The following is a 25,274-nucleotide window of genomic DNA, read 5'->3' on the forward strand; positions in this document are numbered from 1 at the left end:
TCTACCGATAGGAGTGACGGATATGACGTTGGATGGCATCCCCTGTATGATAATGAGAGGCGGGACGTCTAAGGGCGCCTATTTCCTCGCTGGCGACCTGCCTTCGGATCCGGCTCAACGCGACCGGCTGCTTCTGCGCATCATGGGTTCGCCCGACCCCCGCCAGATCGATGGCATCGGTGGCGGAGATCCCTTGACCAGTAAGGTTGCTGTAGTGCGGGCATCGGAGAGGCCGGGCTTCGATGTCGATTTTCTGTTCCTTCAGGTCTTCGTCGACCAGCCGCTCGTAAGCGACAGTCAGAACTGTGGGAACATTCTCGCCGGCGTTGGCGCCTTTGCCGTAGAGCGTGGTCTTGTGCAGGCGGACGAGGGCGAAACCGTCATCCGCATCTACATGGAGAATACAGCGCAATCCGCCGTGGCGCGTATCCGTACGAAGGATGGTGTGCCCGCCTATGGAGGCGAGGCGCGCATCGACGGCGTGCCGGGTTCTGCGGCGCCAGTCTATCTGTCGTTCACGGATGCCGCCGGCTCAAGCTGCGGAGCCCTGCTGCCAACGGGGTCGGCCGCAACGGAAATCGATGGCGTGACCTGCACCTTGATCGACAACGGCATGCCCGTCGTGGTGATGCGCGCTACCGATTTCGACCTGACCGGCTATGAAAGCCGCGAGGAGCTGGAGGCGAACGAGGTTGTCAAGGCGCGCATCGAACGCATTCGGCTGGCGGCGGGGCCGCTGATGAATCTTGGTGATGTCAAAAAGAAGTCGGTGCCTAAGATGACACTGGTTGCCCCGCCGATTGAGGGTGGTGCCATCATGACGCGCAGCTTCATTCCGCATCGTGTGCACGCGTCCATAGGGGTTTTTGGTGCACTTAGCGTTGCGACTGCCTGCATGTTCCCCGAAAGCCCTGCTGCCGCGCTCGCAACGCTCCCCGAAGGTGACACCAAGACGGTCGCGGTCGAACATCCTAGCGGCAACCTGGAAATTCTCCTGCGTCTCGACAAAGACGCGCCGAGCGGACTCGGAGAGTGCTCTTTCCTGCGCACAGCGCGTAAGCTCTTCGATGGCAGGGTGCCTGTTGACTAGATCATCCACACACCCTGCAGTGGCTACTGGAGCCGCTTCTCAACGAGATCAAACAGTTGCGGGTATTGGCAATCAGATGCCAACAGCGTCTGAGAAACTAAAACTGGTGGTCGCCGGAATCTGGTTTTATGCATTATGAGCCGATGGTCTGGAACCGGGCGAGGGGGCAGCCTCGGTGTGCAAAAGTGCTTCGGCACTTTTCCAGAAGTTCTTCACGAGTTTGCTCTGGCTTCCCAGATGACGATAGAGGCGTATTTCCAGATCCATCGTCCAGTCTGTCGTGGCCGAAGCGTTCAGGAAAAGACCTGCATCCAACTCTGCCTGAATGAGACTCTCCGGCAGCCAACATAAACCCGCTCCCGTCAATGCTACGGTCTTCAGGCCTGCGCTGATTGCATTTTCATGAACCTGCCTCCGGAGAAACTGGGGCCTCTCTGCAAAAAGACGACCGAGCGCGACGCCGAAGAACGAGCTGAAACCGTAGCTTAGATAAGGGACGGGCCCCCCTTCGCTCACGGCCCGGTCGAGGAGGCCTGCTCCCGGTACCCAATGCTCGCGCTGCATCTTCACCTGGGGAGCAGCGACAGGAATCAGTCTATCACGGCCCACCGGCAGATAGTCGAAGCGTTCCCGGTCCAGATGAAACGGCACGCGGGGATGAGCGTAGGTCAAAAAGAAATCCGCTTCGCCATCGACCAGCGTCGCAAGATTTGCCTCTATACCGCCCCGATCAGGGATGAGGCTGATACGGATGTCGGGCATTTCCTTTTCCAAGAGCTGCAGCCATTCCGGCACAAACGTAACGGTCAGCGTGTGAAGCGCAGCAAATCGGGCCATGCCCGCTTCCGAGGTCGGTCGCAAAGCTTCCTGTGCGGCATAAAGTGTTCGAATGGTGTCCCGCGCCAGCGGCAGAAAATTGCGGCCGGCCGGGGTCAGTTCTGCTGGCATCGTTCCACGATTGATCAGCGGCGCACCCAGCCAGACTTCCAGTTGCTTGATTCGTCGGCTGAACGCCGGTTGGGTGACATTTCGCAACTCCGCCGATCGTGAAAAACTGGAGGTGTCCGCCAGCGTCACGAAATCCTCCAGCCATTTCAGTTCCATTTCATATTGCTCCAAAGCCATGAGCTAGAGTTTTTAAGGACGGAATTCGTTCTTAACTTTTTGATTTAGCATAGTTATGCATTTTTTGCATGATTTTGTGTCTAAACCGAATTGGTCAAGTCCGCCTGCTCACTCCACAGTCGTTGATAACGAAAGAATTGAAGGACCGGAGTCAGGAAATGAGCAGGATTGTTTATTGCGCGGGCAAGTTCGTGCCGGAGGATCAGGCTCATGTCAGTCTCTTCGATCGCGGGTTTCTTTTCGGGGATGGTGTTTATGAAGTGACTGCGGTTATCCGCGGCAAGCTGATCGACAACGATCTGCATCTTGCCCGTTTCCGGAGATCTTTGGCCGAATTGGCTATCCCTATGCCTGCCACTTTCGAAGAAATAGAGAATCTGCAGCAAACCCTGATCACGCGCAATGGCCTGACGGAGGGCACGGTCTATCTTCAGGCCACGCGCGGGGAAGCTGATCGCGACTTTCTTTACCCTGATGGGCTGAAGCCAACACTGGTCGGCTTCACCCAGGCAAAGAAGCTTCTCGGCACGAGAGCGCAGGAGGAAGGAATTGCCGTCGCGCTCGTTCCGGATCCGCGCTGGGCGCGTCGCGATATCAAGACGGTCATGCTTCTCGGTCAGGTGCTGGTAAAGCGGGATGCCCGTGCTGCGGGATTTGGCGACGTCTGGCTGACGCAGGAAGGGCAGATTACCGAGGGGGCCTCTTCCACGGCCTATATTGTGACCGATGACAACAGAATCCTGACGCGCGGGAATTCCCGAATGATTCTGCCCGGATGTACGCGACAGGCCCTTCTGAGGCTGTGCGATCGCCACGGTCTGACCTTCGAGGAGCGCAGCTTCACGCAAACAGAAGCCGAAACCGCCGCCGAAGCCTTCCAGACATCCGCATCCAGTCTGGTCACTCCGGTTGTACGGATAGGTGATGCAGTGATTGGCGACGGAAAACCGGGACCGCTAACACGTTTGTTGCAGTCCTATTACCTGGAAGCAGCAGGAGTGCTTGAAACGACATCTCACTAAGAACTCCCAAATAAAAACCAGAAACAAGACCAACAGAGGAAAGAACGCATGAAAAACAAACTGACATTCATGGGCGTCGCACTCGCGGCCGCTACTGCATTTGGCGCACCCACGCTCGCGAACGAGGGCTATGGCGACTGCAAACTTTTCGGAAAGCAGGGGACGGAAAAAACTGAGACCGCCGTTCCAGGCCAATTCACCGTCATCATCAACCTGCCGGCCGTTGGCGAATTCAACGGCGACACGCCGGAGAGCATCACGAGCGGTCGTGAATTCTGCATGGCAGTGAACATTGCCTACCGTCTTGGGATCGATAAAGTCGTACTGAAAAACGCATCGTTCGATTCCATCGTTGCGGGGCAGAACAAGGATTTCGATATTGCGCTTGCGCTTATCTCGGTTACGGAACCGCGCAAGAAAGTGGTCGATTTTTCGACACCCTACGCCCATGGAGCCTTCGGCCTCGCAACTCGTGCAGATTCCGTTCTCGATGAGGCGAGCGTGAAGACCGCAAAGCTCGGCACCCAAGCTGGCACGATCATGGTCCAGTGGGCGCAGGACACCTTGCCCGACACGAAGCTGTCGGTATTCGACGATACGGGTGCAATGTTCACCGCGCTTGCTGCCGGCAATGTCGATGTCGTGATGACAGATCTTTCCGTCGTACTCGGTCAGGTCTCCAATTCCGGTGGCAAGCTCAAGGTGGTGGGCCAATATCCGAGTGGGCGGGATACTGCTGGTATCTATCCGAAGGGATCCGCGGAAAAGCCCGTCGTCGACAAGATCATCGCCGATATGGCTGCCGACGGAACGTTGAAGGCCTTGGAGACGGAATATCTCGCTCCTGCCTGGGGCGGTTTGACGCCCGATGGTGTGCCTGTCTGGAAAAACTAATCCAATGACCGAGTCTCTCGTATCCGAGACGAAAAGCGAAACCGGGCACGCTTCACAGCGTACCCGGAGCGCCGCACGGACCCACCGCACCCGTTCCGGGTTAACTCTCCTTGCAGCAATCGCAACCTTCGTCATAGTTGCCGTTTCGGCACAGCATCTGGGAAGCTATGCGGTAACACAGGGCGTTTCCCGGATCGTTGCCGCAATTCCAGGCGTTCTTGTCGCGGTTGCGGCGGCGCTGGTTCTGCTGATGGCAGGCCGGGCCTTCCTGCGATCGATCATGGCCTCGCGCAGTATCGACCTTCATGCCGCGCGCGCATTGGGAGCTGAAGCATCACTTGGATCCTGGAAAGCTCTCTCCTGGACAGGCGCTCTTTTGATAGTCACGGCGATAGCCTGGTTCATGGCGGTCAATGAAGCCGCCGTCAGTCGGACTTTCTTCGATGTTGCCCTTATTCGAAGCTCCGCCAGCAAGGTGATATGGGCGTTCGGCACGAATGTCACCATATTTGCCGTCTCGGCGGTCCTGATATTGGTCTGGTCCCTGCTAGTGGCCATAGCACGCACACTGCCGGGAGAGGCAGGTCGTCCGCTTCGCTTTCTCGCAATTGCTTATGGGGATCTGTTCCGTGGCCTGCCGGCCATCATCACGATCTATCTGATCGGCTTTGGCCTTCCGTTGACGGATTTGCCGATACTCTCGGACCTTTCCTCGACATCCTACGCGATCATCGCCCTGACACTCACCTACGGCGCCTACACGTCTGAAGTGTATCGCGCAGGCATAGAGGGCGTGCATCATAGTCAGGTCGCTGCAGCGCGCTCTCTGGGCCTTAGCCATGCCAAGACCATGCGCTATGTCGTGGTTCCCCTCGCGATCAGAAACATCATTCCGCCTTTGATGAACAATTGCATCAGCCTTCAGAAGGACACTGCGCTGGTTGCGATCATCGGCACGATCGATGCTTTCAACCAATCGAAGATCATCGCAGCGAACAACTTCAATCTCTCCGCCGTCACGACGGTCGCCATCCTCTTTATCGTTATCACCATCCCACAGGCACGGCTCGTCGATAAGCTCATCGACCGCGATCGCCGCCGTATGCGGGCAGGGGGCTGAAATTCATGGCTATTCTGGAAATCGACCATGTGACCAAGCACTACGGGATACTTGAGGTCATCTCGGATCTTTCGCTGAGTGTCGAAGAACATGAGGTGATCTGCCTGATCGGCCCTTCCGGCTGCGGGAAGTCAACGCTACTGCGCTGCGTGAACCGCCTCGAGGAGATCTCGTCGGGGGAAATCCGCATCCATGGCGACCGGATCACGGGACCGGGGGTCGATCTGGATCGACTGCGACGCGATATCGGGATCGTGTTTCAGGGGTACAATCTTTTCCCGCATATGACTGTACTCGAAAACACCATGCTGGCTCCGACAAAGGTGCTGGGGATGCCACGGCGCGAAGCGGAGGAAAAGGCGATGGCTTTTCTCAACCGGATTGGTCTGGCACACAAGTCCGGCGACTATCCTGACCGGCTGTCGGGAGGGCAACAGCAGCGGGTTGCAATCGTCAGGGCGCTGATGATGAACCCCATGGTACTTCTTCTAGACGAGATCACCTCCGCCCTTGACCCGGAGCTGGTGTCCGAAGTGCTGGATATCGTACGGGATCTGGCGGAGAGAGGAATGACGATGCTTCTGGCCACCCATGAAATGGGCTTTGCCCGCGAGGTGGCTAATCGTATTTGCTTTCTTCAGTCCGGAAAGGTCTACGAGCAAGGACCTCCGGCCGAGATTTTCGGAAACCCGAAGGGCGAGCGCACGCAGGCTTTCCTGCGCAGCCTGAAAAAGGCCGGGCGGCTATAACGGAAGGAAGTCACATGACGACAGCGCGCCAGCTGGGCTTGTGGGCGGAGGGCAAGAACAGTCTCCCGTCGGGCGAACACAACGCGATTACGGACGTGCCCGGTGTGAGGGTAGGGCATCAGACACTTTCGGATGGCGGGCTGGCGACCGGGGTAACGGCCGTCATCCCGCATGCAGGCGATCTCTTTCGCCAGAAGGTTCGTGCCGCGGTCGAGGTGATCAACGGCTTTGGTAAATCCGTGGGACTTGTGCAGATCGCGGAGTTGGGAACCATCGAAACCCCGATCCTGCTTACAAATACATTCGGTGTCGCGGCATGCACCGAGGCTCTGATCCGTCGCGCCATTGCCGATAATCCCGCAATCGGTCGCGAGACTTCAACGGTTAATGCCGTGGTTTGCGAATGCAATGACGGTACGATCAACGATATTCAGGCGCTTGCTGTGTCGCCGGAGGACGCGTTTGCAGCCTTGGCCGCCGCCGCCTCCGGTCGCGTTGAACAGGGGTCTGTCGGAGCGGGTCGGGGTATGACGGCCTTCGGCTTCAAGGGCGGAATAGGCAGCGCCTCGCGACGCATGCATATTGCCGACAGGGATTTCACGCTTGGTGCATTGGTTCTGGCAAATTTCGGAAGAGCCGGAGATCTTGTCCTGCCTGATGGGCGTCGCCCCGATCCGGGCAGTGTGAGCCACTCGGAAAGGGGATCGGTGATCGTCGTTCTGGCCACGGATCTTCCCCTTGGTGATCGCCAGCTGCAACGGGTCGCCCGTCGCGCCGGAGCGGGACTTGCGAGACTTGGCGCCTTCTGGGGGCATGGCTCTGGAGACATTGTTTTGGGGTTCACCACTGCGGACCAGATCGCACACGATGCACCGGCCTTTCAGTCGATGACGTGCATTGACGAAAATCTGATCGATCTGCCGTTCCGAGCTGCCGTCGAGGCAACGCAGGAGGCTGTCCTGAATGCCCTGTGTGCCGCACCCGGGGAGACCGGCCGAACGGGAAAGCATTATCCGTCGCTGGCGGACTGGGCCGAGGAGAACGCATTGTGAAGATCTTTCTGTCTGCCGACATCGAGGGGACCGCCGGGATCGCCCACTGGGACGAAGCGGAGCGAACCCACGCCGATTATGCGGAGTTCCGTAGCCTTATGACGGCTGAAGTCGTTGCCGCCTGCGAGGGCGCCCGTTCCGCCGGAGCAACCGAAGTCGTTATCAAAGATGCCCATGACAGCGGCCGGAACCTTGTTTTGGATCGCCTGCCGGACTACGTGCGGATCATGCGCGGATGGTCAGGGCACCCGGATGGAATGATGTTTGGCATCGGCCCGGATTTCGCTGCGGCTATTTACACGGGTTATCACGCGAAAGCCGGATCGGAAGCCAATCCGCTGGCCCATACGACCACGTTGCGAATATCGCGTCTCCTTTTGAACGGCGAAGTGGCTTCCGAGTTTACATTCAACGCTCTCTGCGCCGCGCGCTACGGTGTTCCTTCCGTTTTTTTGGCGGGCGATGCCGAGATATGCGAGGACGCTCGCCAGATGGTGCCGAGTTTGCGCACAGTCTCAACAATCGAAGGCTTCGGCCGGGCTTCCCTCTCAATTGCGCCAAGCCGCGCTTGTTCCGCAATACGGGAAGAAGTGGCTGCAGCCTTGTCCTCGATGTCGCCGGAACGTGTTCCGCCATTGGAAGGCCCGTTCGAGATCGTCATCGAATTCTCCAACCCGACAGACGCCTGGCGGGCGGCATGGTATCCGGGAGCCAAGGCGAGCGGTTCCAGAACGGTTGTGTTCAAGTCTGATGATTTCTTCGAAATCCAGAGAGCATTGCGCTTTCTTACCGCTTAGCGGAAGGTTTCAACCAGGCGGGACGGGGCAATTTCCATTTCGGTTAGCGCCCCTTCGAGGAGGCGACATGCAACGCTTTTGGGCGGCGCAGGATGAGGTCTGCTTGCACCCTCACTTGCGATATTGGCGGCTGTTAGCCCTTCCTGTTCATTTGCCCGGATGAGCATATTTTGGACCAAGCCGGAAACCCAAAAATGCCAGGGAGAGAGCATCTCTCCTTGATTTGAAGGCTCAGCACGTTTCTCAGTTCCACGATTTCGCGCTGAAGGGCAGCGATCTTCGGGTGGGATGTACGATCATCGGCCTGCCGATACCCGTGCGGCCGACCGGTTCTCCCTCTTTTCACTTCACCGAAATGAATCGCTTCTAACCAACCGATTCAAAACAGTCGTTGGACGCGCAGTGATGGAAATCAGATCATGGAGGCATGATCACTCAGCGTTACCAGCTTTATATCGAACGGACCGAGCAGGCGAAAAACATGGCTCGGTTCTATTCAGTGTCGATCGAACCGAACCTGTTCGGAGACGCTTGCCTGACGCGTCGATGGGGACGTATCGGGACAATGGGACAGATGCTGGTCCATCATTTCAAGAGGGAGGAGGAAGCAGTAGAGTTGTTTCTTGATATTGTTCGGCAAAAGCGGGCGCGAGGATATCGCCTGCGGCCCTTGGTGCCGCCAAAGGCCACCTCTTAGTTCCAACATGGACGTCGGGCGGAAAATGCCGAAGTCTTGTCGCCTCCAAGCCGTTTGCTTCCGTGGTGGTTTCGATAGCTCGCTCTGGTCTCGCTGCGTTTCTTCACCACGGGACCCTGCAGGCAGTCGCCTTTCCTCACGAAACGTATCTTATGACGATCACGGTGCATTAGAGTGACCTAAAATCGGTGCCGCCACCGCAAAAGCGAGCACCCGACGAGGCTACCGCACAGCGTCACAAGGGCCGGTCATGTACCAACTTGCCATGAACAGCGGGCTGTCGTACGGGCGTGTCAAGCATAGATGGCGGTGCCCATCGCGCTCGCCGCGAGGCTCGCAGCAGCGCCTGCCGTGGCCCGCTGATCATGGACATGAGGTCTCTTTTTTACGGGTTTGGCCTCTGCTATTCGTTCCATGCCATGGTTTTGTTTCCCGTGTTCTTTCACAAATATGTGCACGGTTTTCCGGTCTGACTGAAACCGACGATGGTCTGGTGTAGATCGAGCGAGTGAAAAGGACAAAGGTCCGAATTTTGTGAACACCAGCGCCCGCCTACCTATCCGGATCTCCGGCAGTAAGCAATGAAGCGAACGCGCGTCGTCCGCTTAGAACGGTGGAGTTTATAAATGCAGCCAAGAAGCCGGATGACTGCTTTTTCGGTCACCATGGCAACCCTTCGCAGGGCCGGGGCATTGCCTCCTTGCCGCGATGGGCGGTTTTTAGCGAATTAGCCTTCTTCTGATTGCCTCCGCTATAGCATGGCTCCTGTTCTCTGCTCCGAGTTTTTTGATAGCGCTCTTGATGTAGCTATTTACCGTATCCGGTTGATATCCTGTTGTTTTTGCGATTTCGTCGCTGGTTAGGCCAAAGCTTGCGTTGGTAAGGCATATCAGTTCGCCAGGCGTGAGTTTCATATGCTGGGCAACGAAGCGTTGCCTCAGAGGCTTTGTGACAGCGGCATGTATTGTATCGGCCACCATTTCCATGAAAGCGATCTCGTCCGTCTCGAACGGTTCCGTTCTTGTCAGCGTGATCGCGCCATAGGTTACGCCATTTCTTGTGATGGGAAACAAGGTTCTGTTGTGGATTCCAAAACTGCTGGCGAGATACGCCAATCTCTGGGGCGGCGCGCTTCTCGTATACACTTCGCTTTCGATGATCGTACCTTCAGTTTTGAGGGCGGCATCCCGGAAGGGATCGATCCTGCCAAGCTCTTCGATAATGTAGGTCTCGATGAACGCAGGTGGCAGATTTGTATCGAAGCAGAGACGTTGGCCGAAGCGGAAATCATCTACGTCCAGGCCACTGATCGCGATGAAGTCGTGTGGAACCGCCATTCGTAAACGCTCAATCAATGGATTCTTCGTCAACCGGCGATGCTGCGGCACCGACTGCAGATCTGGCAGATCTTCCAATGAAGTTGCCGAGAAAGCGCGGAGTTTCATAACAGGCCTTGATGAAATTGATAAAAGATAAAAATCGGACTCAAATATGAAGATTTTGTTAAATATGCAGCCGGCTTCCCCGAAGCTGGAAAACAAGCAGGAATTCTCTCTTTCGGAAATGATATCTGAAAATAACCGTCCCGCCGACCCTTGCAGGTCAACGGGACAAATAGTTAGAACGATTACAGTCTGTTAAGCTGCCCGGCGGACGTTTCTGCCATTGGTGCCGGAGCGGATCTCCGAGCGTCGGTTAAGCTTGAAACGGCTTACCAGTTCAGTAAGTGCTTCCGATTCCGTAGCAAGTGAATGACTGATGGCGGTGGTTTCCTCGACCATGGCTGCATTCTGCTGCGTCATCTGGTCGATGGCGTTTACCGCAGCGCTGATTTCGTTCAAGCCGACAGATTGTTCGCGGGAGGCCGTCGCGACTGCTTCGACCTTATTGTTGATTTCAGAAACGAAGCCGGCAATGCGCTCAAGGGCGGTACCCGTTTCGCTGACGAGCTTAACCCCGTCCGCAACCTCGCGGGAGGAGTGTGCGATGAGGGCGCCGATCTCCTTCGCGGCTTTGGCTGAGCGCTGAGCGAGTTCCCGTACTTCGGTCGCTACGACCGCAAACCCTTTTCCTGCCTCGCCCGCCCGTGCTGCTTCGACACCGGCATTCAGCGCAAGAAGGTTGGTCTGGAAGGCGATTTCATCAATAACCGTGATGATCTGGTTGATCTGAGAGGACGCGGTCTCGATCCGCCTCATTGCATCGACCGCGTTTCTCATGACACTTCCGGATGTGACGGTACATTCGCGGGCTTCGCGCGCAAGATCGCGGGTTTCCGTCGTGCGGTCAGCAGACGAGCGCACGGTGGATGTGACCTGTTCCAGCGATGCGGCTGTCTCTTCGAGGGCCGCTGCCTGTTGCTCTGTACGTTTCGACAGATTGTCTGCGGCTTCGCGCATCGCGTTGGAGTTATCGAATAGATGAGCGGTTTTCGTCAGTACCTGCTCCAGCGTTGCCTGGAAGGTCGCGATCGAATTGTTGAAATTATCGCGCAGGGCTTCAAACCTCTCGGCGAAAGGCTCATCGATGGTCATTCTTATGTTGCAGTCGGCGAGCCTTGCCAAACCGGCTCCCAAGGTCTCGACGACGATCTGCAATTCTCTGGCTTCCTGTTCGCGTATGCCGTCGAGAACAGCCTTTTCCTGTTCGGAAAGAAGTTTGGCCCTGTCCATCTCGGATCGCAATTGCTGCCGCTCGAAAGCGGCCATCCGGAAGACCTCGACGGCGGCAGCCATTTCCCCGATTTCGTCCGTCCTGTCCTTGAAGGGCACTTCGCGGGTATAATCTCCCCGTGCCATGTGGCTCATGTATCGGCTAATCGTTGTCAATGGCGAAATTGCGCGCTTACGCAGGATCCAAAGGCCGCCAAGGAACAGGAGAAGGGACACAGTCCCAGCACTGAGCGCCAGCGTTTCCATGTTTCGGTCTTCCGACGCGGCTATGGCCTCTGTTTCAGCGGAACGGGTATTCAATTCGGCGACCAGTACTTCCACGGCCGCGTTATGAGAATGAAACTCGTCTTTCATTCGGTCGAGGGCCGTATGAAGTGTGGCGCTGTCGTTTCGTTCGGCAGCGGGCAGAAAGTCGGTTTCAACCGTCTTCCAGAACACTTCGGCTGTCCTTATCACCTGTTCGTTAAGCGTATTTCTCAGATCGGCGGGAAGATTAGCAGTGCCCCAATAGGCAAGACGACGACTGTATTCATCCTTCAGATCTCTGATCGATCTGACATTCGTCTCCATCAGTTCGGAATGAATCATCGCCTCGTTTGCCAGGCCATAGGCCTGCACAAGATAAAGCGGCGGAGGCAAGATATCGGCGACAAGATCTTTTTCGTTCTCTATCTGGCTATACACGGGGCCACCAACCTTCAATGTGGAAAGTGCGTGTTGTTGAACGCCAACCGATGCCATCAGCCCGGAAGTTACGATCAGACCGAATAACAGAAGAAGACGCGATATAGTAAAGTGGGGCATGAGAACCTCATGAGGCTGGCGTGTTGCATTCCCAAAATTAGGGTCCTTTGTTTTAATATTCGTTAATGTTTCTTCTTCGCCCCAGTGCGTCGGCGAAAACAGCTCAGTCTTTCGTTGTTTGCTTGGCCTTGCAAAAACAAGCACATCTTTAGCTTCTTATATTCGAAATTCACGATTAATTAGAGAGCCGACCCTAATTATAAGGCCGTCCTGAAATGAGGCGTGGGTTTCGCCGGCGCGGCGTCCGGCAATGCACTGAGATAGGGGTTCAATGCGCATCCTGATTGTCGATGATAATCACACAAGCCTTCTTGTTTTGACCAAGCTTTCCGCCAGGCTTGCGGGATGTGAACCAGTTGGCTTTGCCTCTCCACAGGAGGCGCTGGCAGTGATGCCTGCCCTGGATTTCGATATCGCGATCGTGGATTTTCAGATGCCCGTCTACAATGGCGCAGAGTTCGTGGCTGAAATGATGCGGTTCGAGAAGTACCGGGACAAGTTGGTTGTCATCGTTACGGCCGATACCGACGTCTCGACCCGAATGACCGCGCTCAATGCCGGCGCGATCGATTTCATCACCAAGCCGATCGACCCTCTCGAGTTCAAGGCACGTCTGCGCAATCTTGTCGCGTTGGCCGATGCGAGGGCGAAACTGGCCGATCACACCGCATGGTTGCGTCGCGAAGTGGACAAGGCCGTGATCGAGCTCAGAGAGCGCGAGGAGGAGATCATTCACCGTCTCACCGTAGCCGCAAGTTACAAGGATTCCGAGACTGCACGCCATACGGTTCGCGTCGGTGCGTATTCTGCTGCCATCGCGCACGCCTATGGTCTCTCCGAAACGGAGTGCGCCGATATAAAACTGGCGGCGCCGATGCACGACGTTGGAAAAGTAGCCATCCCGGATGCGGTTCTGCTGAAGAAGGGCAAGCTTACCGAGCACGAATTCGTCGAAATGCAGCACCACACCGTCGCCGGATCAGACATCCTCAAGGAGTCCAAGTGCAGTCTTCTGCAACTGGCCGCGGAGATCGCCTGCTCCCATCACGAGCGATGGGATGGCGAGGGGTATCCGTCAAAGAAGGCGGGAGAGAAAATTCCCCTTTCCGGGAGGATCGTCGCCATAGCCGACAATTTCGATGCACTCACGACGGCTCGCTCATACAAGGAAGCATGGCCGATTGAGAAAGCTATCGACCATATTCGTGCGGGAGCCGGTACCCATTTTGATCCGGCTTGCGTGGCGGCTTTTGAGAAAGCACTGCCATCGATCCTGCATATCAAACTCGAAATCGAACATGGTTCTCCGAAAGGAGAATGTAAGGTTTCCGTAGATGCCGCGGTTGAAGCCGCATAACAGAAAGATATCGTCATATGCTTACCAAGTGCTCCCTTGTCACAGCCCTTGTCATCGCGATTTCTCCGTCTCTCGCCTTCGCGCTGGAGGCCCCTGCCGGAGATGTCATCTTGACGATCTCCGGTCATGTCTCCCATGCGAATGTGGGCGCTACCGCCCAGTTTGATAGAGATATGCTGACCAAGCTCGTCTCTCGCTCCGGCACGATGGAAACACCCTGGACTGAGGGCAAGGTGACATTCTCCGGCCCGCTATTGCGAGCTGTCCTGGATGAGGCTGGCGCGGAGGGAGACGCACTTACGGTCAGGGCTTTGAACGATTATTTTGTCGATGTTCCGATGGAGGATGCACGGCGATTGGACACTATACTCGCGACGACCATGGATGGTCGACCTATGTCCGTTCGAGACAAAGGCCCTCTTTTCCTGATCTATCCCTTCGATAAGGATCCGAGTCTCTACAACGAGAAGTACTTTTCGCGCTCTGTTTGGCAGATTCGGGAGATCAAGGTCCATTGACCGCTTTGTCCACCGAAGCTGATCGCGCTGCCATCAGAAAGGCGGGTAAGACAACCGCTATACTGAAATCCCTTGCAGTTGGTCTCCTGATCATACTCGGTTTTATTTATTATGATATCTCACAGCGTTACACCGCGATGCAAACTGGTATCCGCGAAAACGCAATGTGGTCTGTGTATCAACTGGATCGGGAAGCGCGAGGCCTTCATAGCTACCTCTCGATGATGCTTGCGACCGGCGACATTGGGATCGCATCGCAAAAGCGGTTATCAGTCCACTATGATATTCTCTATTCGCGAATGGACATGCTGAACAAGGCAAAGTTCGAACGCTACTTTACTGTCGATGAAGCTGTGACCAGACAATTGTCCGAAATTCAGGCCGTTGTCCTCGGAAGTTCGCCACTTTTCGATAACATCGCCGATGGTGTGCCGGCATCTCGCGATAAGCTCCTGTCCATGCATGCTCGCTTTGCAGATTTGATCCGAAACACAGAGCAGTTGGTTATATACACCAACAACACCTTGAGCGTTTACCGCGCCGAACAACGCAACGCCGTGGAGGCACTTGAAATCAAGTCGTTGGTTCTCATCGGTTTGCTCGTCCTTATTGTGGGTGCTCTTATCCTGATCTTGCGGCGCCAACTGGATAGCGTACGTAGAGCCGGGCTGGGTTTTGAACGGATGGCAGGTGACCTCGAAAGCGCTTACAGCGCGGCAGAGGCGGGTAATCGTGTCAAATCCCAGTTCATGGCGACAATGAGCCACGAAATCCGAACCCCATTGAACGCCATTCTTGGAACGGTGGAGTTGATGGAGCTTTCTGCCGAGAACCCTGAAAGTGTCAGAAATCTCAAGACTATTCACCGATCGGGCGAAGCGCTTCTCGATATCATCAACGAAATTCTCGACTACTCCAAGATAGAATACGGCAAGCTTGAGCTCGAAATGCGCTCCGTTGACATCCGTGCTACCGTCGAGGGCGCGGTAGAAATGATGCAAGGCAGGGCCCTGGATAGTGGCAACAAACTCGTTCTGGACCTACCCACGGAGCTCGAATTTCCCTTCATTCGCACCGATGCGACGCGGTTCCGGCAGGTCATACTCAATCTCGTGAGCAATGCCGTGAAGTTTACGGCTAACGGTACCGTAACCCTTGCAATTACCGAGATCCGTGGTGTCCAATCCACCCTTCTCAGGGTCGAGGTTCAAGATACGGGGATCGGAATCGATGAAGCGGGCAGGGCAAAGCTCTTCCTCCCTTTTTCCCAGGTCGATGCAAGTATCGCCCGCAAATATGGTGGAACCGGACTCGGTTTGACCATCTGCAAGGAAATTGTCGAGCGCCTGGGCGGGCGTATTGGGGTGGACAGTGTCTATGGCCTTGGGAGCACTTTCTGGTTCGAGATCCCGATTGAGGAAGCGCTTCCTCCTCCAGTCTCGTCTGCCCCGGTCGCATCGCCAGACCAGCGCCCACTTCCACGACTGAAGATATTGCTGGTCGAAGACAACGTCATAAATATGCAGGTTGCCGGGAAATTCCTTGCTCACCTCGGGCAGGAGGTTCACACGGCGGAAAATGGTGCAGTCGCCGTCGAAAAGGCAGACGATAGCGAGTTCGATCTCATCCTCATGGACATGCAGATGCCGGTTATGGACGGCATCGAAGCGACAGCCCGTATTCGCCAAGGTGGTGGCCGTTCGAGGCGTACTCCGATTGTTGCCATGACTGCGAATGCCTCTGACGACGATACCGCGAGATGTATCGACGCCGGGATGGACGGATTTCAATCGAAACCGGTAAGCATGGAAAAACTGACACGCATCATCCGCAGCGCTGCTCCGAGCCGCCATACTGGAAATGAGGTGACGATTGAAAAGACCGAGCCGCCTTCGGTCAATCGTGGAGCCGAGTCCGTGGATCTGTCATCTTTCGAGGATCGGCGTGCGGAGCTGGTTGCCGTTCTGGGTGAGGACGATTTCGCCGAACTGCTGGAGGCGTTTTTCCAGGATGCCAATTTCGCCCTGACGACGCTCACGGGCATGACAGCATTCCATGAGACGGCAACCATCGATCGGGTCCTGCATACCATCAAGGGAGCGGCCGGAAACGTGGGGCTGCAGCCTATTGCGATGATGGCGCAAAGAATGAGGGAGCGGGCATTCCAGCCGGAAGACCTTGAGGCGTTGCGTTCAGCCGTCGAGGATTGCCGTATCGCGATAGCCGCCTGAAGGTCAAGGAGTGCCCGGTGCTAGATGCTCTGTCTCTTTCCATGCGGGAATAGCAGCGCGGGCCTAGCGAGCACGGGAATGGCTCTTGTTCAGTTACTTGTAGCGTAAACTGTCGGCGAAGCCATTCTGCATTGGCTTGTCGGCGGTGATGTATTGCCATGCGATATGGGTTTCCCCGCCTGGCGATAAGATATTTCAATTCTGCCGTGAAAGTCTGAACGCCAGCCACTGGTCGACCTTCCTTGGCAGGTTTTTCCTACAGGAGAGGGCTGTGGTGGATCCGGCATGGCAGGGGACTTGCCGCTCGCACCGCGCATGCCATGCCAGCCTCGCTGCACGCCGTGAGAAATGCTTCTCGGGCAATTGCCAGCGGTGTCGTCTTATCGAGCGCACCCCTGCATGCGTTGATGGCGCTTCGGTGATGGGGACCGCCGGGACCTGGCCATTCCCCTTGCAGGATTTCCAGTGCTTCGCGTGGCGAAGCGAATGTACGTATGTCGTCAGAATGAACTCTTACCGTTACCCACGACGCCCAGACGACATTTGGATTTTGCATTGGCTTGTCCTCTCCTCTTGGCGTCCAAACGGAAGAGGTCACCAATTGTTCCCGAGGGATCGCATCAGGCGCCGCGCTTCCTGTCTTCACAGACTTGAGGAAACTTTCCGGTTTCTCCGCAAGCGAGATAATTGCCAGCGCATTTTGTCAAACGGGAACCAATTGCTCGAAGGCGCCTTTCCTGTTGCGATCAACTCCTGGGACCTTACGCGATATGGTAAACACGACTGACAAACACATCACTGCCGGCAACTGGGGCGTGTTAGGTGCCAACTTTGATGGAGAGGGCGTAAACTTCGCGCTCTTTTCCGCCCACGCCGAACGCGTTGAGTTATGTCTCTTCGATGAGACGGGCGCACACGAGATCCAACGGCTGGACCTTCCTGAATTCACCCACGAAATCTGGCACGGATATGTGCCGGGTCTTAAACCGGACGCTTTGTACGGATTCCGGGCGCACGGTCCCTACGATCCTTCCAACGGTCATCGGTTCAACCCGAACAAACTCCTGCTCGACCCCTATGCAAGAGAGATTGTCGGCAACATCGAGTGGTCTGCCGCTCATTTCGGTTATGATATCGATAGTCCGGAAAAGGACCTCAGCTTCAATGGGTTGGATAGTGCTGCTGCCATGGCGAAGTGCCGTGTGGTCGATCCCGGTGCATGGACTTGGACGGGAGACAGGCATCCCACCGTATCATGGTCCCATACGATTTTTTATGAAACCCATGTGAAGGGGTTCACCCAACTAAACCCCGCGATTCCGCCGGAACTTCGTGGAACATTCGAAGGACTGGCCCATGAAAAGGCGGTCGATTACATCAAGAGCCTCGGGGTTACCTCCGTGGAATTGCTTCCGATCCATGCCTTTCCGGACGAATCCTATCTTCTGGAGAAGGGTCTACGGAACTATTGGGGCTACAATACGCTGGGTTTCTTCTCCCCGGCTTCGCGCTATTACGGCCCGCGTGGACTCGATGGATTGCGGGACATGGTGCGAGCGTTCCACGACGCCAATATCGAGGTGATACTGGACGTCGTTTACAATCATACTGCAGAAGGTAATGAACTCGGGCCTACTTTATCGTTTCGCGGCATCGATAATTTTTCCTACTACCGCACGCTCCCAGGTGAGCCCAGATATTACATCAATGACACCGGCACTGGAAACACACTGAATACCTCTCATCCGCGCGTGCTGCAGATGGTGATGGATTCATTGCGCTACTGGGTTGAATGCTTTCATGTCGATGGATTTCGTTTCGATCTCGGGACGATCCTGGGCCGGGAACCGGAGGGTTTCGATCAGCGGGGCGGCTTCTTCGATGCCATGACACAGGACCCGGTCCTGTCACGTGTGAAGCTTATCGGGGAGCCTTGGGATATCGGGCCCGGCGGTTATCAGGTCGGTGGTTTCCCTCCCGGTTGGGCCGAATGGAACGACAAATACCGAGACACTCTTCGCGACTACTGGAAAAACACGCCCCACACCGCCCCGGACTTTGCGACCCGCGTACTTGGTTCCGGCGACCTCTATGATCAGCGCGGTCGGCGGGTCTGGGCAAGCGTGAATTTTATCGCAGCGCATGACGGCTTCACGCTTAACGACCTCGTTTCCTATGAAGCCAAGCACAATGAAGCGAATGGCGAAAACAATAATGACGGTCACAACGATAATCGCAGTTGTAATTATGGTGCCGAGGGTCCGACTGACGACAATGATATAAATACCACCCGCGAACGCCAGAAGCTGAATTTCATGGCTACTCTGCTACTGTCGCACGGTACGCCGATGTTTCCCGCGGGCGATGAATTCGGCCGCAGCCAAATGGGAAACAACAATGCGTACTGTCAGGATAATGAATTAAGCTGGCTGCACTGGGAGGAAATCCTGCCTTCGGGCAAACAACTGACTCATATCGTCAGTGAACTGATTGCCATGCGAAAGGCCCAGCCTCTGCTTCGCCGTGATAATTGGCGTGATGGCACTGCTATTACCTGGATAAACGCTGGTGGGGGCGAACAATTGCCGGAGCACTGGCAGGAGGGCTTTGGCATGACGCTGGGTGTTCACCTGCATCAGCCCGGTCTCGATATGCAGAACGGTCTCTGGTCGGACGCGCTTATCCTCTTCAATCCCAGCGATGCGGCTGTGGATTTCGTCATTCCCCCGGTCAGCGGAGACCGTTGGCAACTGGCCTTTTCCACGGATACGCTCTTCCCAAAAGTGCCCAATCTGGTGCGAACCGAGACGACATTCGAGCTTCACGCGCGAAGCCTGACCTTGTTCCGGTCGCCTGATTAAAATCCGGACGCCGGGAGGAACCCGAAGCCCATGCCGCAGTTTATAACATGTCAGGGAGGGTATCCTGGCTCACGAAGCACGTTATGAGCTTTTAGCCGACGAGAAGCGCGGGGCAATACTGATCGACCGTGCGAAGACGACACCTATCCAAGTTCACATTGCGGTGGAGGCATTGCGCTTCAAGCGACATTCGGAAATCAGGCGCAAGGGCACGATTTCCTTCAACGTACCGACAGCGGGAAATTGTACTGGGAAGCAGATTTCTGCCGTTACCGAAACTCGATCGATCGAGGGCGAGTTTGCCCTTGCCTGAACCGTCCATCCTAACGGGAGAGCAGATATGGAAGCTGGCAAGGTGGCCCTGGTGACAGGAGCAGGATCGGGTATAGGCAAGGCTGCCGCGTGGCAGCTGTCACGGGAGGGCTTTGCGGTTGCCGTCGTCGGGCGAAACCGGCAAGAGATTTCGGCAACGGCCGAAGAATTGTCGAGGGAGGGCGGGCATGCCCATGCTATTGTCGCGGATATCTCCATTGACGAGGAAATGCGGCTTGCAGTCATGCATGCCGTTGAACGGTTCGGACGACTGGATGTCGTCGTGGCCAATGCGGGCATCAATGGTACGTGGGCACCGATCGAAGATCTGCGGCCGCATGAATGGGATCAGACCATCGAAACCAATCTACGGGGAACATATCTTACGATTCATCATGCAGTACCCCATCTGAAAGCCGGAGGAGGGGGGGCGATTGTCGTCGTATCTTCGATAAACGGTACACGCACCTTCACGACGCCGGGTGCGACCGCCTATTCAGCGACCAAGGCGGCGCAAGTGGCCATGGTTCAGCAGTTGTCGTTGGAATTGGCCAGGCACAGGATCCGCATCAATGCGGTCTGTCCCGGCGAGATCGACACGAACATTACTGACAATACCGATCTTCGCGATGAGGACAAGACCGCAATACCGGTCGTTTGGCCGGAGGGGCAGGTGCCGATTACCGGCGGTAGACCGGGCCGATCAAGGGATGTCGCCGAGGTGATCGCGTTCCTCGCGGGCGACAAAGCTCGCCACGTGACGGGTACCCCTGTCTGGGTCGATGGGGGGCAAGGACTACTGCGATAGCCCCGTTCTTGGGGCGAAACGCAGTTTGGGCATGGAGAAAGAGGCGATGATCGCCCCTGAGAGGAATGGATGTGATGTATCCGCCTCCTTCACCAACCCCGGGGCGGACGGCCCCTCTTGGACGTCCATCTGCAGACGGCGGGTGGTCCTGGTGTTCCGGAACGATTTTACGGCGTCTTCGTTTTGCTCGCATGGCAAATTGGAGAAATATGTCGATGGACACTTGTCTGCGGCATGCGGGTCGATGCGGCACTTTTGGGCGTCAGTGCCACCATCATGTTGATCAATCCAGCCATGGCGGTCAACGCTTAGGCTGTTATTGAGCTATTGGCGAAAACGCGTTCAGCATGGTGATGTTCTGTCCGGTTAGAGCAGAGATGGATCGAATTCACGATCTCTGACGTGCCATAGTCCGGCCTGTGGTTTGATCAAAAACGTGCAAGGCATCGAGATCGATGGAGAAGTTACATTCGCTCTCCGGATGCACAGATGCATTTGCCGGAAGGCAGGCGGTGATGAAACGATTTGCCACCTGCGCCGTGACGACCTTCTCGGGTCCGGTAAGTTCAACCACAGAAACCCGTACGGGCAAAGAAACCTGCCCTGGTGAAGCAGGAGATATTTTCAGTGCCTCGGGGCGAATACCGAGTTTCACGGCTTGACCTCTGCCAATGGAGCCTTCAAAGCGCGGGGGAAGCGGGATTATCTCCTCCAAGCCGTCTATCCGCACTCCGCCATCCACAACCATCGCATCGAGGATGTTCATTGGCGGCGAGCCGACGAACCCCGCGACGTAAAGCGTTTCTGGCTGGTTGTAGATTTCTTCCGGGGTGCCGAGTTGTTCGATGCGCCCGTCCTTCATGACGGCGATACGCGTGGCGAGCGTCATCGCTTCGATCTGATCGTGCGTGACGTAGACGACTGTCGTCTTCAGCATCTGGTGCAGCCGCTTGATCTCCGTGCGCATTTCCATGCGCAGTTTCGCGTCGAGATTGGACAGGGGTTCATCGAAGAGGAATACGCGGGGATTGCGGACCAGCGCTCGGCCGATGGCCACACGTTGACGCTGGCCGCCAGAAAGCTGTGCCGGTTTGCGGTCGAGAAGATTTTCGATCTGCAGAAGTTTCGCTGTTTCCAGCACGGCCTTTTCGCGCTCGCTTGCCGGCGTCTTGCGCATCTCCAGCCCGAATCCGATGTTACGCGCGACGCTCATGTTCGGATAGAGCGCGTAGGACTGGAACACCATGGCAATGTCGCGGTCCTTGGGGTGGGCCGACAGGATGGAGCGTCCGTTGATCGTCACGTCTCCGGCTGTGGGTTCGGCAAGGCCGGCGATGATGCTGAGAAGTGTGGACTTGCCGCAGCCAGACGATCCCAGGAGAACGAGGAATTCCCCGCTCTCAAGCGCGATGTCTATACCCTTCAATGTCTGCAAGTCGCCGTAATGCTTGCGAATTCCCCGGATTTCGAGTGCACTCATGGTCTGTTGTCCTGAAGTATGGCTGACGGAAGATCGCCGTAACTGCGAGGCAAGGTTGAGATTGCCTCTGTAGCGACGGCAACGCCGGTCGAAAGACAGGTTTTGAGTGGCAGGCCAGCTGCCAGCGCCGCAAGAAAGGCGGCGTTGAAGACGTCACCGGCACCGATCGTGTCTACGACAGTAACCGCCCGCGCTTCAGCGCCAATGACAGTGCCGGATGGATCGAGAACCGTTGCCCCATCGGCGCCGCGCTTCACGATAACGATGGCATCGTCAGGCATGATGGTTTTCAGCTTCCGCCCGGCTTCGACCGGGTCCGAAATACCGGTGAGCGTTGTGGTCTCGATTTCGTTGAAGAGCGCAAGGCGGCAGCGCCGCAGCCAGTTCGTTGTCCGGCGCTTGTTGTCCTCATTCCAGCCTTCCATGGGCCAGCCCGTATCGAGAGCGACAGCGATATCGTGGGCATCCGTCCAGTCGAAAAGACGGTCGTATTCTTCCGCGAGCGCATCCATCAGGAATGCGCCCGACAACAGCATATATCCGCCCCGCAAGGACTCTCCATCGAGTATGTCGAATACGGAAGCGAGACGAAACACCGGCAGATGCCCGCGAGTGGTGAAGAAGGTCCGCTCTCCGTCAGGATGCGTGATGCCGATCGACAGGGTCGTTCCGGTCTGTTCGACCGGCCATGCCTTCGCCTTTTCGCCAAAGCTCTGCAGCAACCATGTTCCGAACTGATCATTTCCGACGCTTGCGGCGACGCAATAGTCCACGCCGAGCGCGTCCCATACGAGCGCATTGTTGCCGGCGCAGCCGCCAACCCGGAGTTCGTAATGATCTACGATGATTTCCGTGCCCACTTTGGGCCAAGGGGCTGCGGGACCGAGAATGAGATCGACATTGACGTTGCCGATGGCGGCAAGTGGACGCATTCGGTTTACTCGCTGCGAGTGATTTTGGAGGAACGCAAGGGGGTTCCTGCATTCGGGGTGCGCGCGTCGGCGAAAGCCACCATGAAGCTTTGCGCGACCGGCAGCATCGCGAGGATCGCCGTCATGCCGTTCGCTGATGGGAATGCGACGGTCTTGATGCCTTCGATCGGGGGAAGGCCCGATGCATCGAAGATGATGACGGGCGAGCCCGCCTCGGCGGCCGAGGTTGCCATGGCTGCGACGAGTGGCGCTGTAGCGTCATCCGCGCGGAAGAGGACCACGCCAACTTTCGGGCCGAGCATTTCCATGGGGCCGTGACGAAGCTGTCCGCCTTCGAGAGAGAAGCAGGGCATTCGCGACAACTCGGTCAGGCCAAGCGCGATCGCTTCGGCGAGCCCCTGCAACCGCCGCCCCGATGTGACGATCACGTCGACATCGGCAAAGCTTGCCAGAGCCGCATCGATGTCCGGTGTCTGCGGTGTCTTGAGCGCCTGCAGGGCCGAGGAAGGATCGAGGCCGAGCCCAGCAAGAATGGCAAGATGCAGGGCGAAGGTAATCGTCAGGCTGCGGGTTGCGGCGAAGGCCAGTTCGGTTCCTCCGAGGCCTACCAGGGATGTGGTGGAACGGGCGAGGGAGGAACTGCCTTCCATCGTGAGGCCGAAGGTGTCCGGTGTCCCGCCGGTCTCAGAAAACCAGCGTATGACTTCGGCGCTTTCGCCGGATTGGGACGTGACGAGAATGGTCTTGCCGGCGAGCGGCAACGGTTGGCCCAGCTGCTCAGATAATGGCAGTGCCACGGCTTCAATGCCGAGCGACCGGTAAAGCGGCTCCACGGCGCGGCTGACGGCATGGGAGCCGCCCATGCCAAGAAGCAAGAGGCGCCCGGTGGCCTTCAACGAGGCAGCGATCTTTCGGCCTGCTTCCGCATTCGCCTCGAATGAGGCAAGAGCATCGGCATGCTGTCGAGCCATCTCGCGGTCGATTGCAACAAGCCCTGCCGGCCGATTGGAAATATCTGTCATGTTCAACCTTTAACGCCGCCGCTGGTAAGCCCCGAAATCAGGGCTCGTTGCATGAGAAGGCCGATCAGCACGGGCGGTAGGGCGGCAATGACACCGGCCGTTGCGATCAATCCGTAGTCGGAGACACGGCCGCCGGCGAGATCCGCGATGGCGACGGTGAGGGTTTTGGCGCGCATGTCGGACGTGAAAAGCAGCGCGTAGAAGAATTCGTCCCAGGCCAGCAAAAAGGCGAAGAGAGCGGATGTGGCGAGAACCGGGGCAGCAAGGGGCAACGTGATGAGCCGCAGTATCTGGTCAAGACGCGCGCCATCCATCATCGCCGCGCTTTCAATCTCACGCGGGATGGAATCAAAGCCCGACTTCAGAAGCCATGTGGTGAAGGGCGCAAGGATCGTCAAGTAGATCAACGCCAGCCCGAACACGGAGTTCAGCAGGCCCAGGGCCGCCAACGCCATGTAGAGCGGGACCGACAGCGCTACCGGCGGCAACATGTAGGTGGCGATGACCGCGTGCAGCGACCAAGATACGGAGGGCGTACGCGATACCGCCCAGGCGGCGGGAACCGCAATCGCCATGGCCGCGATCGTTGCGAGGCCTGATACCGTCAAGCTGTTGACAAGTGCTGCCGTGAAAGCTGCGCCCGCGCTGTTCGTTACGGACGTCAGGAGCGTGGCATAGCGCGACAGGTCGATCGTATCAGGCCACCAGTGCAGTGGCCGTGACGAAAGGTCGGTCGAAGAGGAAATGCTCATGATGAAGAGCCAGGCGATCGGTGCCAGAATGACGGCTGCAAGCAGCAAGGCCGCACAATGGACAAAGATCGAGAAGGCACGGCTTTGTCTTTCCATCACGCCGCTCCCGCAGTTTTGCGCACCAGGGTGCCATAGACAACGGCGAGCAATGTCACGATCAGGGTGACAATGAGCGCCAGCGATGCACCCGATCCTGCTCTTTGGAATGAAAAGGCTTCCTGATAGACGAGGATGGACAGCGTCCGGGTACTGTTGGCCGGCCCGCCGCGTGTCATGATCCATATGATGTCAAAGACCTTGAAAGCTTCTATGGTTCGCAGAACCAGAGCCACCAGAAGCGGGCCAACGAGATAGGGAAGCGTCACGTGGCGGAAACGGTTGAATGCGCCGGCACCGTCGACAAGCGCCGCTGCAGTGATATCGCGCGGTACAGCCTGCAAGGCGGCAAGTGCGATGAGCGCCACAAGCGGAAAATTCTTCCAGCAGTCAGCGACAATGAGCGCGGCAAGCGCCAGCCCGGGTTCGCCCAACCAGGAACGATATGCGTCAAGCAGGCCGATCTGGGTCAATGCTGCGTTGAGCGCACCGTATTCCGGATTGTAGATGAGGCGCCATAACGTGGCGTTGACCACCGTTGGTAGCGCCCAGGGCAGAATGAGAAGGGCGCGCAGGACAGTTCGTCCATGGAATGGCTGATTGAGTAAAAGGGCCGTCAGCACGCCAAGAACCATCTCCACGGCGACAGATATGACCGCAAAGAATGTCGTGGTAACAAGCGCCCGTTGGAAACCGGCGTTCCCGATCAACTTGGCATAGTTGGCGAAGCCCACAAATGTTCCCTCGGTGCCGACCAGCTTGGCGTCGGTAAGAGACAACCGAACGGTATCGAACAGAGGCCAGCCGATCACGGCGGTCATTACTACAAGCAATGGCAGCATGAGCAGCCATGCCCGAGTTGTCATCCATGTGCCCGGCATCA

Annotated in this window: 22 protein-coding genes; 13 read left to right on the forward strand and 9 right to left on the reverse strand. The window is 56.8% G+C overall.

Annotated elements, in window-relative coordinates; translation table 11 throughout:
- Positions 1–22: 22 nt before the first annotated feature.
- A complete protein-coding gene (locus H4I99_RS18400) occupies positions 23–1,090 on the forward strand; it encodes a 4-oxalomesaconate tautomerase (protein ID WP_163898037.1) in 1,068 nt (355 codons plus the stop codon).
- 126 nt (positions 1,091–1,216) lie between these two features.
- Here the strand turns inward: H4I99_RS18400 and H4I99_RS18405 are convergent, their stop codons facing one another.
- A complete protein-coding gene (locus H4I99_RS18405) occupies positions 1,217–2,194 on the reverse strand; it encodes a LysR family transcriptional regulator (protein ID WP_163898040.1) in 978 nt (325 codons plus the stop codon).
- Between the two features lie 179 nt (positions 2,195–2,373).
- Here H4I99_RS18405 and H4I99_RS18410 point away from each other — a divergent pair, with 179 nt between their 5' ends.
- From H4I99_RS18410 to H4I99_RS18440, 7 genes are all read left to right on the forward strand, one after another.
- Entirely contained in the window at positions 2,374–3,237 is an 864-nt protein-coding gene (locus H4I99_RS18410) for a D-amino-acid transaminase (protein ID WP_163898305.1), read from the forward strand.
- Positions 3,238–3,285: 48 nt separating this feature from the next.
- Positions 3,286–4,131, forward strand: a complete 846-nt coding sequence (locus H4I99_RS18415; RefSeq protein ID WP_163898043.1) for an ABC transporter substrate-binding protein — start codon at positions 3,286–3,288, stop codon at positions 4,129–4,131.
- A 4-nt stretch (positions 4,132–4,135) separates the two neighbouring features.
- On the forward strand, positions 4,136–5,251 hold the full coding sequence (locus H4I99_RS18420) for an amino acid ABC transporter permease (RefSeq protein ID WP_163898046.1): 1,116 nt from the start codon (positions 4,136–4,138) through the stop codon (positions 5,249–5,251).
- Between the two features lie 5 nt (positions 5,252–5,256).
- The gene (locus H4I99_RS18425; RefSeq protein ID WP_163898049.1) at positions 5,257–6,000 is read left to right on the forward strand and encodes an amino acid ABC transporter ATP-binding protein; all 744 of its coding nucleotides are present in this window, start codon (positions 5,257–5,259) and stop codon (positions 5,998–6,000) included.
- Between the two features lie 14 nt (positions 6,001–6,014).
- Positions 6,015–7,052: a DmpA family aminopeptidase gene (locus tag H4I99_RS18430; protein WP_163898052.1), complete on the forward strand. Its 1,038-nt coding sequence runs from the start codon at positions 6,015–6,017 to the stop codon at positions 7,050–7,052.
- Positions 7,049–7,849, forward strand: coding sequence for a M55 family metallopeptidase (locus H4I99_RS18435; RefSeq protein WP_163898056.1), 801 nt, complete (start codon positions 7,049–7,051; stop codon positions 7,847–7,849). The genes H4I99_RS18430 and H4I99_RS18435 overlap by 4 nt, the downstream gene beginning before the upstream one ends.
- A 427-nt stretch (positions 7,850–8,276) precedes the next feature.
- Complete coding sequence (locus H4I99_RS18440; RefSeq protein ID WP_163898059.1) at positions 8,277–8,546, forward strand: WGR domain-containing protein; 270 nt, start codon at positions 8,277–8,279, stop codon at positions 8,544–8,546.
- Between the two features lie 719 nt (positions 8,547–9,265).
- On the opposite strand, the gene H4I99_RS18445 is transcribed toward H4I99_RS18440, so the two are convergent.
- Complete coding sequence (locus H4I99_RS18445) at positions 9,266–10,087, reverse strand: helix-turn-helix transcriptional regulator (protein WP_244625163.1); 822 nt, start codon at positions 10,085–10,087, stop codon at positions 9,266–9,268.
- A 96-nt stretch (positions 10,088–10,183) separates the two neighbouring features.
- Positions 10,184–12,166: a methyl-accepting chemotaxis protein gene (locus H4I99_RS18450; RefSeq protein ID WP_246225533.1), complete on the reverse strand. Its 1,983-nt coding sequence runs from the start codon at positions 12,164–12,166 to the stop codon at positions 10,184–10,186.
- Positions 12,167–12,293: 127 nt separating this feature from the next.
- On the opposite strand from H4I99_RS18450, the gene H4I99_RS18455 reads away from it, so the two are divergent.
- The 3 genes from H4I99_RS18455 (at position 12,294) to H4I99_RS18465 (ending at position 16,128) form a co-directional block, all read left to right on the forward strand.
- A complete protein-coding gene (locus H4I99_RS18455) occupies positions 12,294–13,379 on the forward strand; it encodes an HD domain-containing phosphohydrolase (RefSeq protein ID WP_163898062.1) in 1,086 nt (361 codons plus the stop codon).
- A gap of 110 nt (positions 13,380–13,489) precedes the next feature.
- The gene (locus H4I99_RS18460; RefSeq protein WP_244625164.1) at positions 13,490–13,897 is read left to right on the forward strand and encodes a putative pterin-binding protein; all 408 of its coding nucleotides are present in this window, start codon (positions 13,490–13,492) and stop codon (positions 13,895–13,897) included.
- Entirely contained in the window at positions 13,894–16,128 is a 2,235-nt protein-coding gene (locus H4I99_RS18465) for an ATP-binding protein (RefSeq protein WP_163898068.1), read from the forward strand. The genes H4I99_RS18460 and H4I99_RS18465 overlap by 4 nt, the downstream gene beginning before the upstream one ends.
- Positions 16,129–16,384: 256 nt before the next feature.
- On the opposite strand, the gene H4I99_RS24825 is transcribed toward H4I99_RS18465, so the two are convergent.
- The gene (locus H4I99_RS24825) at positions 16,385–16,684 is read right to left on the reverse strand and encodes a DUF982 domain-containing protein (protein ID WP_163898071.1); all 300 of its coding nucleotides are present in this window, start codon (positions 16,682–16,684) and stop codon (positions 16,385–16,387) included.
- A 214-nt stretch (positions 16,685–16,898) separates the two neighbouring features.
- Here H4I99_RS24825 and glgX point away from each other — a divergent pair, with 214 nt between their 5' ends.
- Both glgX and H4I99_RS18480 read left to right on the forward strand, forming a co-directional pair.
- Positions 16,899–18,989, forward strand: a complete 2,091-nt coding sequence (gene glgX, locus H4I99_RS18475; protein WP_163898074.1) for a glycogen debranching protein GlgX — start codon at positions 16,899–16,901, stop codon at positions 18,987–18,989.
- A gap of 340 nt (positions 18,990–19,329) precedes the next feature.
- On the forward strand, positions 19,330–20,109 hold the full coding sequence (locus H4I99_RS18480) for an SDR family oxidoreductase (protein ID WP_163898077.1): 780 nt from the start codon (positions 19,330–19,332) through the stop codon (positions 20,107–20,109).
- Positions 20,110–20,497: 388 nt separating this feature from the next.
- Here the strand turns inward: H4I99_RS18480 and H4I99_RS18485 are convergent, their stop codons facing one another.
- Genes H4I99_RS18485 through H4I99_RS18505 form a run of 5 tightly spaced genes read right to left on the reverse strand, consistent with a single transcriptional unit; the run spans position 20,498 to position 25,272 of the window.
- A complete protein-coding gene (locus H4I99_RS18485) occupies positions 20,498–21,589 on the reverse strand; it encodes an ABC transporter ATP-binding protein (RefSeq protein WP_163898080.1) in 1,092 nt (363 codons plus the stop codon).
- Complete coding sequence (locus H4I99_RS18490; RefSeq protein ID WP_163898103.1) at positions 21,586–22,521, reverse strand: PfkB family carbohydrate kinase; 936 nt, start codon at positions 22,519–22,521, stop codon at positions 21,586–21,588. The genes H4I99_RS18485 and H4I99_RS18490 overlap by 4 nt, the downstream gene beginning before the upstream one ends.
- A 5-nt stretch (positions 22,522–22,526) precedes the next feature.
- Positions 22,527–23,549, reverse strand: coding sequence for an SIS domain-containing protein (locus H4I99_RS18495; RefSeq protein WP_163898106.1), 1,023 nt, complete (start codon positions 23,547–23,549; stop codon positions 22,527–22,529).
- The gene (locus tag H4I99_RS18500) at positions 23,546–24,391 is read right to left on the reverse strand and encodes a carbohydrate ABC transporter permease (RefSeq protein ID WP_163898108.1); all 846 of its coding nucleotides are present in this window, start codon (positions 24,389–24,391) and stop codon (positions 23,546–23,548) included. Before H4I99_RS18500 ends, H4I99_RS18495 begins: the two co-directional genes overlap by 4 nt.
- On the reverse strand, positions 24,391–25,272 hold the full coding sequence (locus H4I99_RS18505) for a carbohydrate ABC transporter permease (RefSeq protein ID WP_163898314.1): 882 nt from the start codon (positions 25,270–25,272) through the stop codon (positions 24,391–24,393). Before H4I99_RS18505 ends, H4I99_RS18500 begins: the two co-directional genes overlap by 1 nt.
- Positions 25,273–25,274: the final 2 nt, after the last annotated feature.

Source organism: Paenirhizobium daejeonense (assembly GCF_014280875.1).
GTDB lineage: Bacteria > Pseudomonadota > Alphaproteobacteria > Rhizobiales > Rhizobiaceae > Allorhizobium > Allorhizobium daejeonense.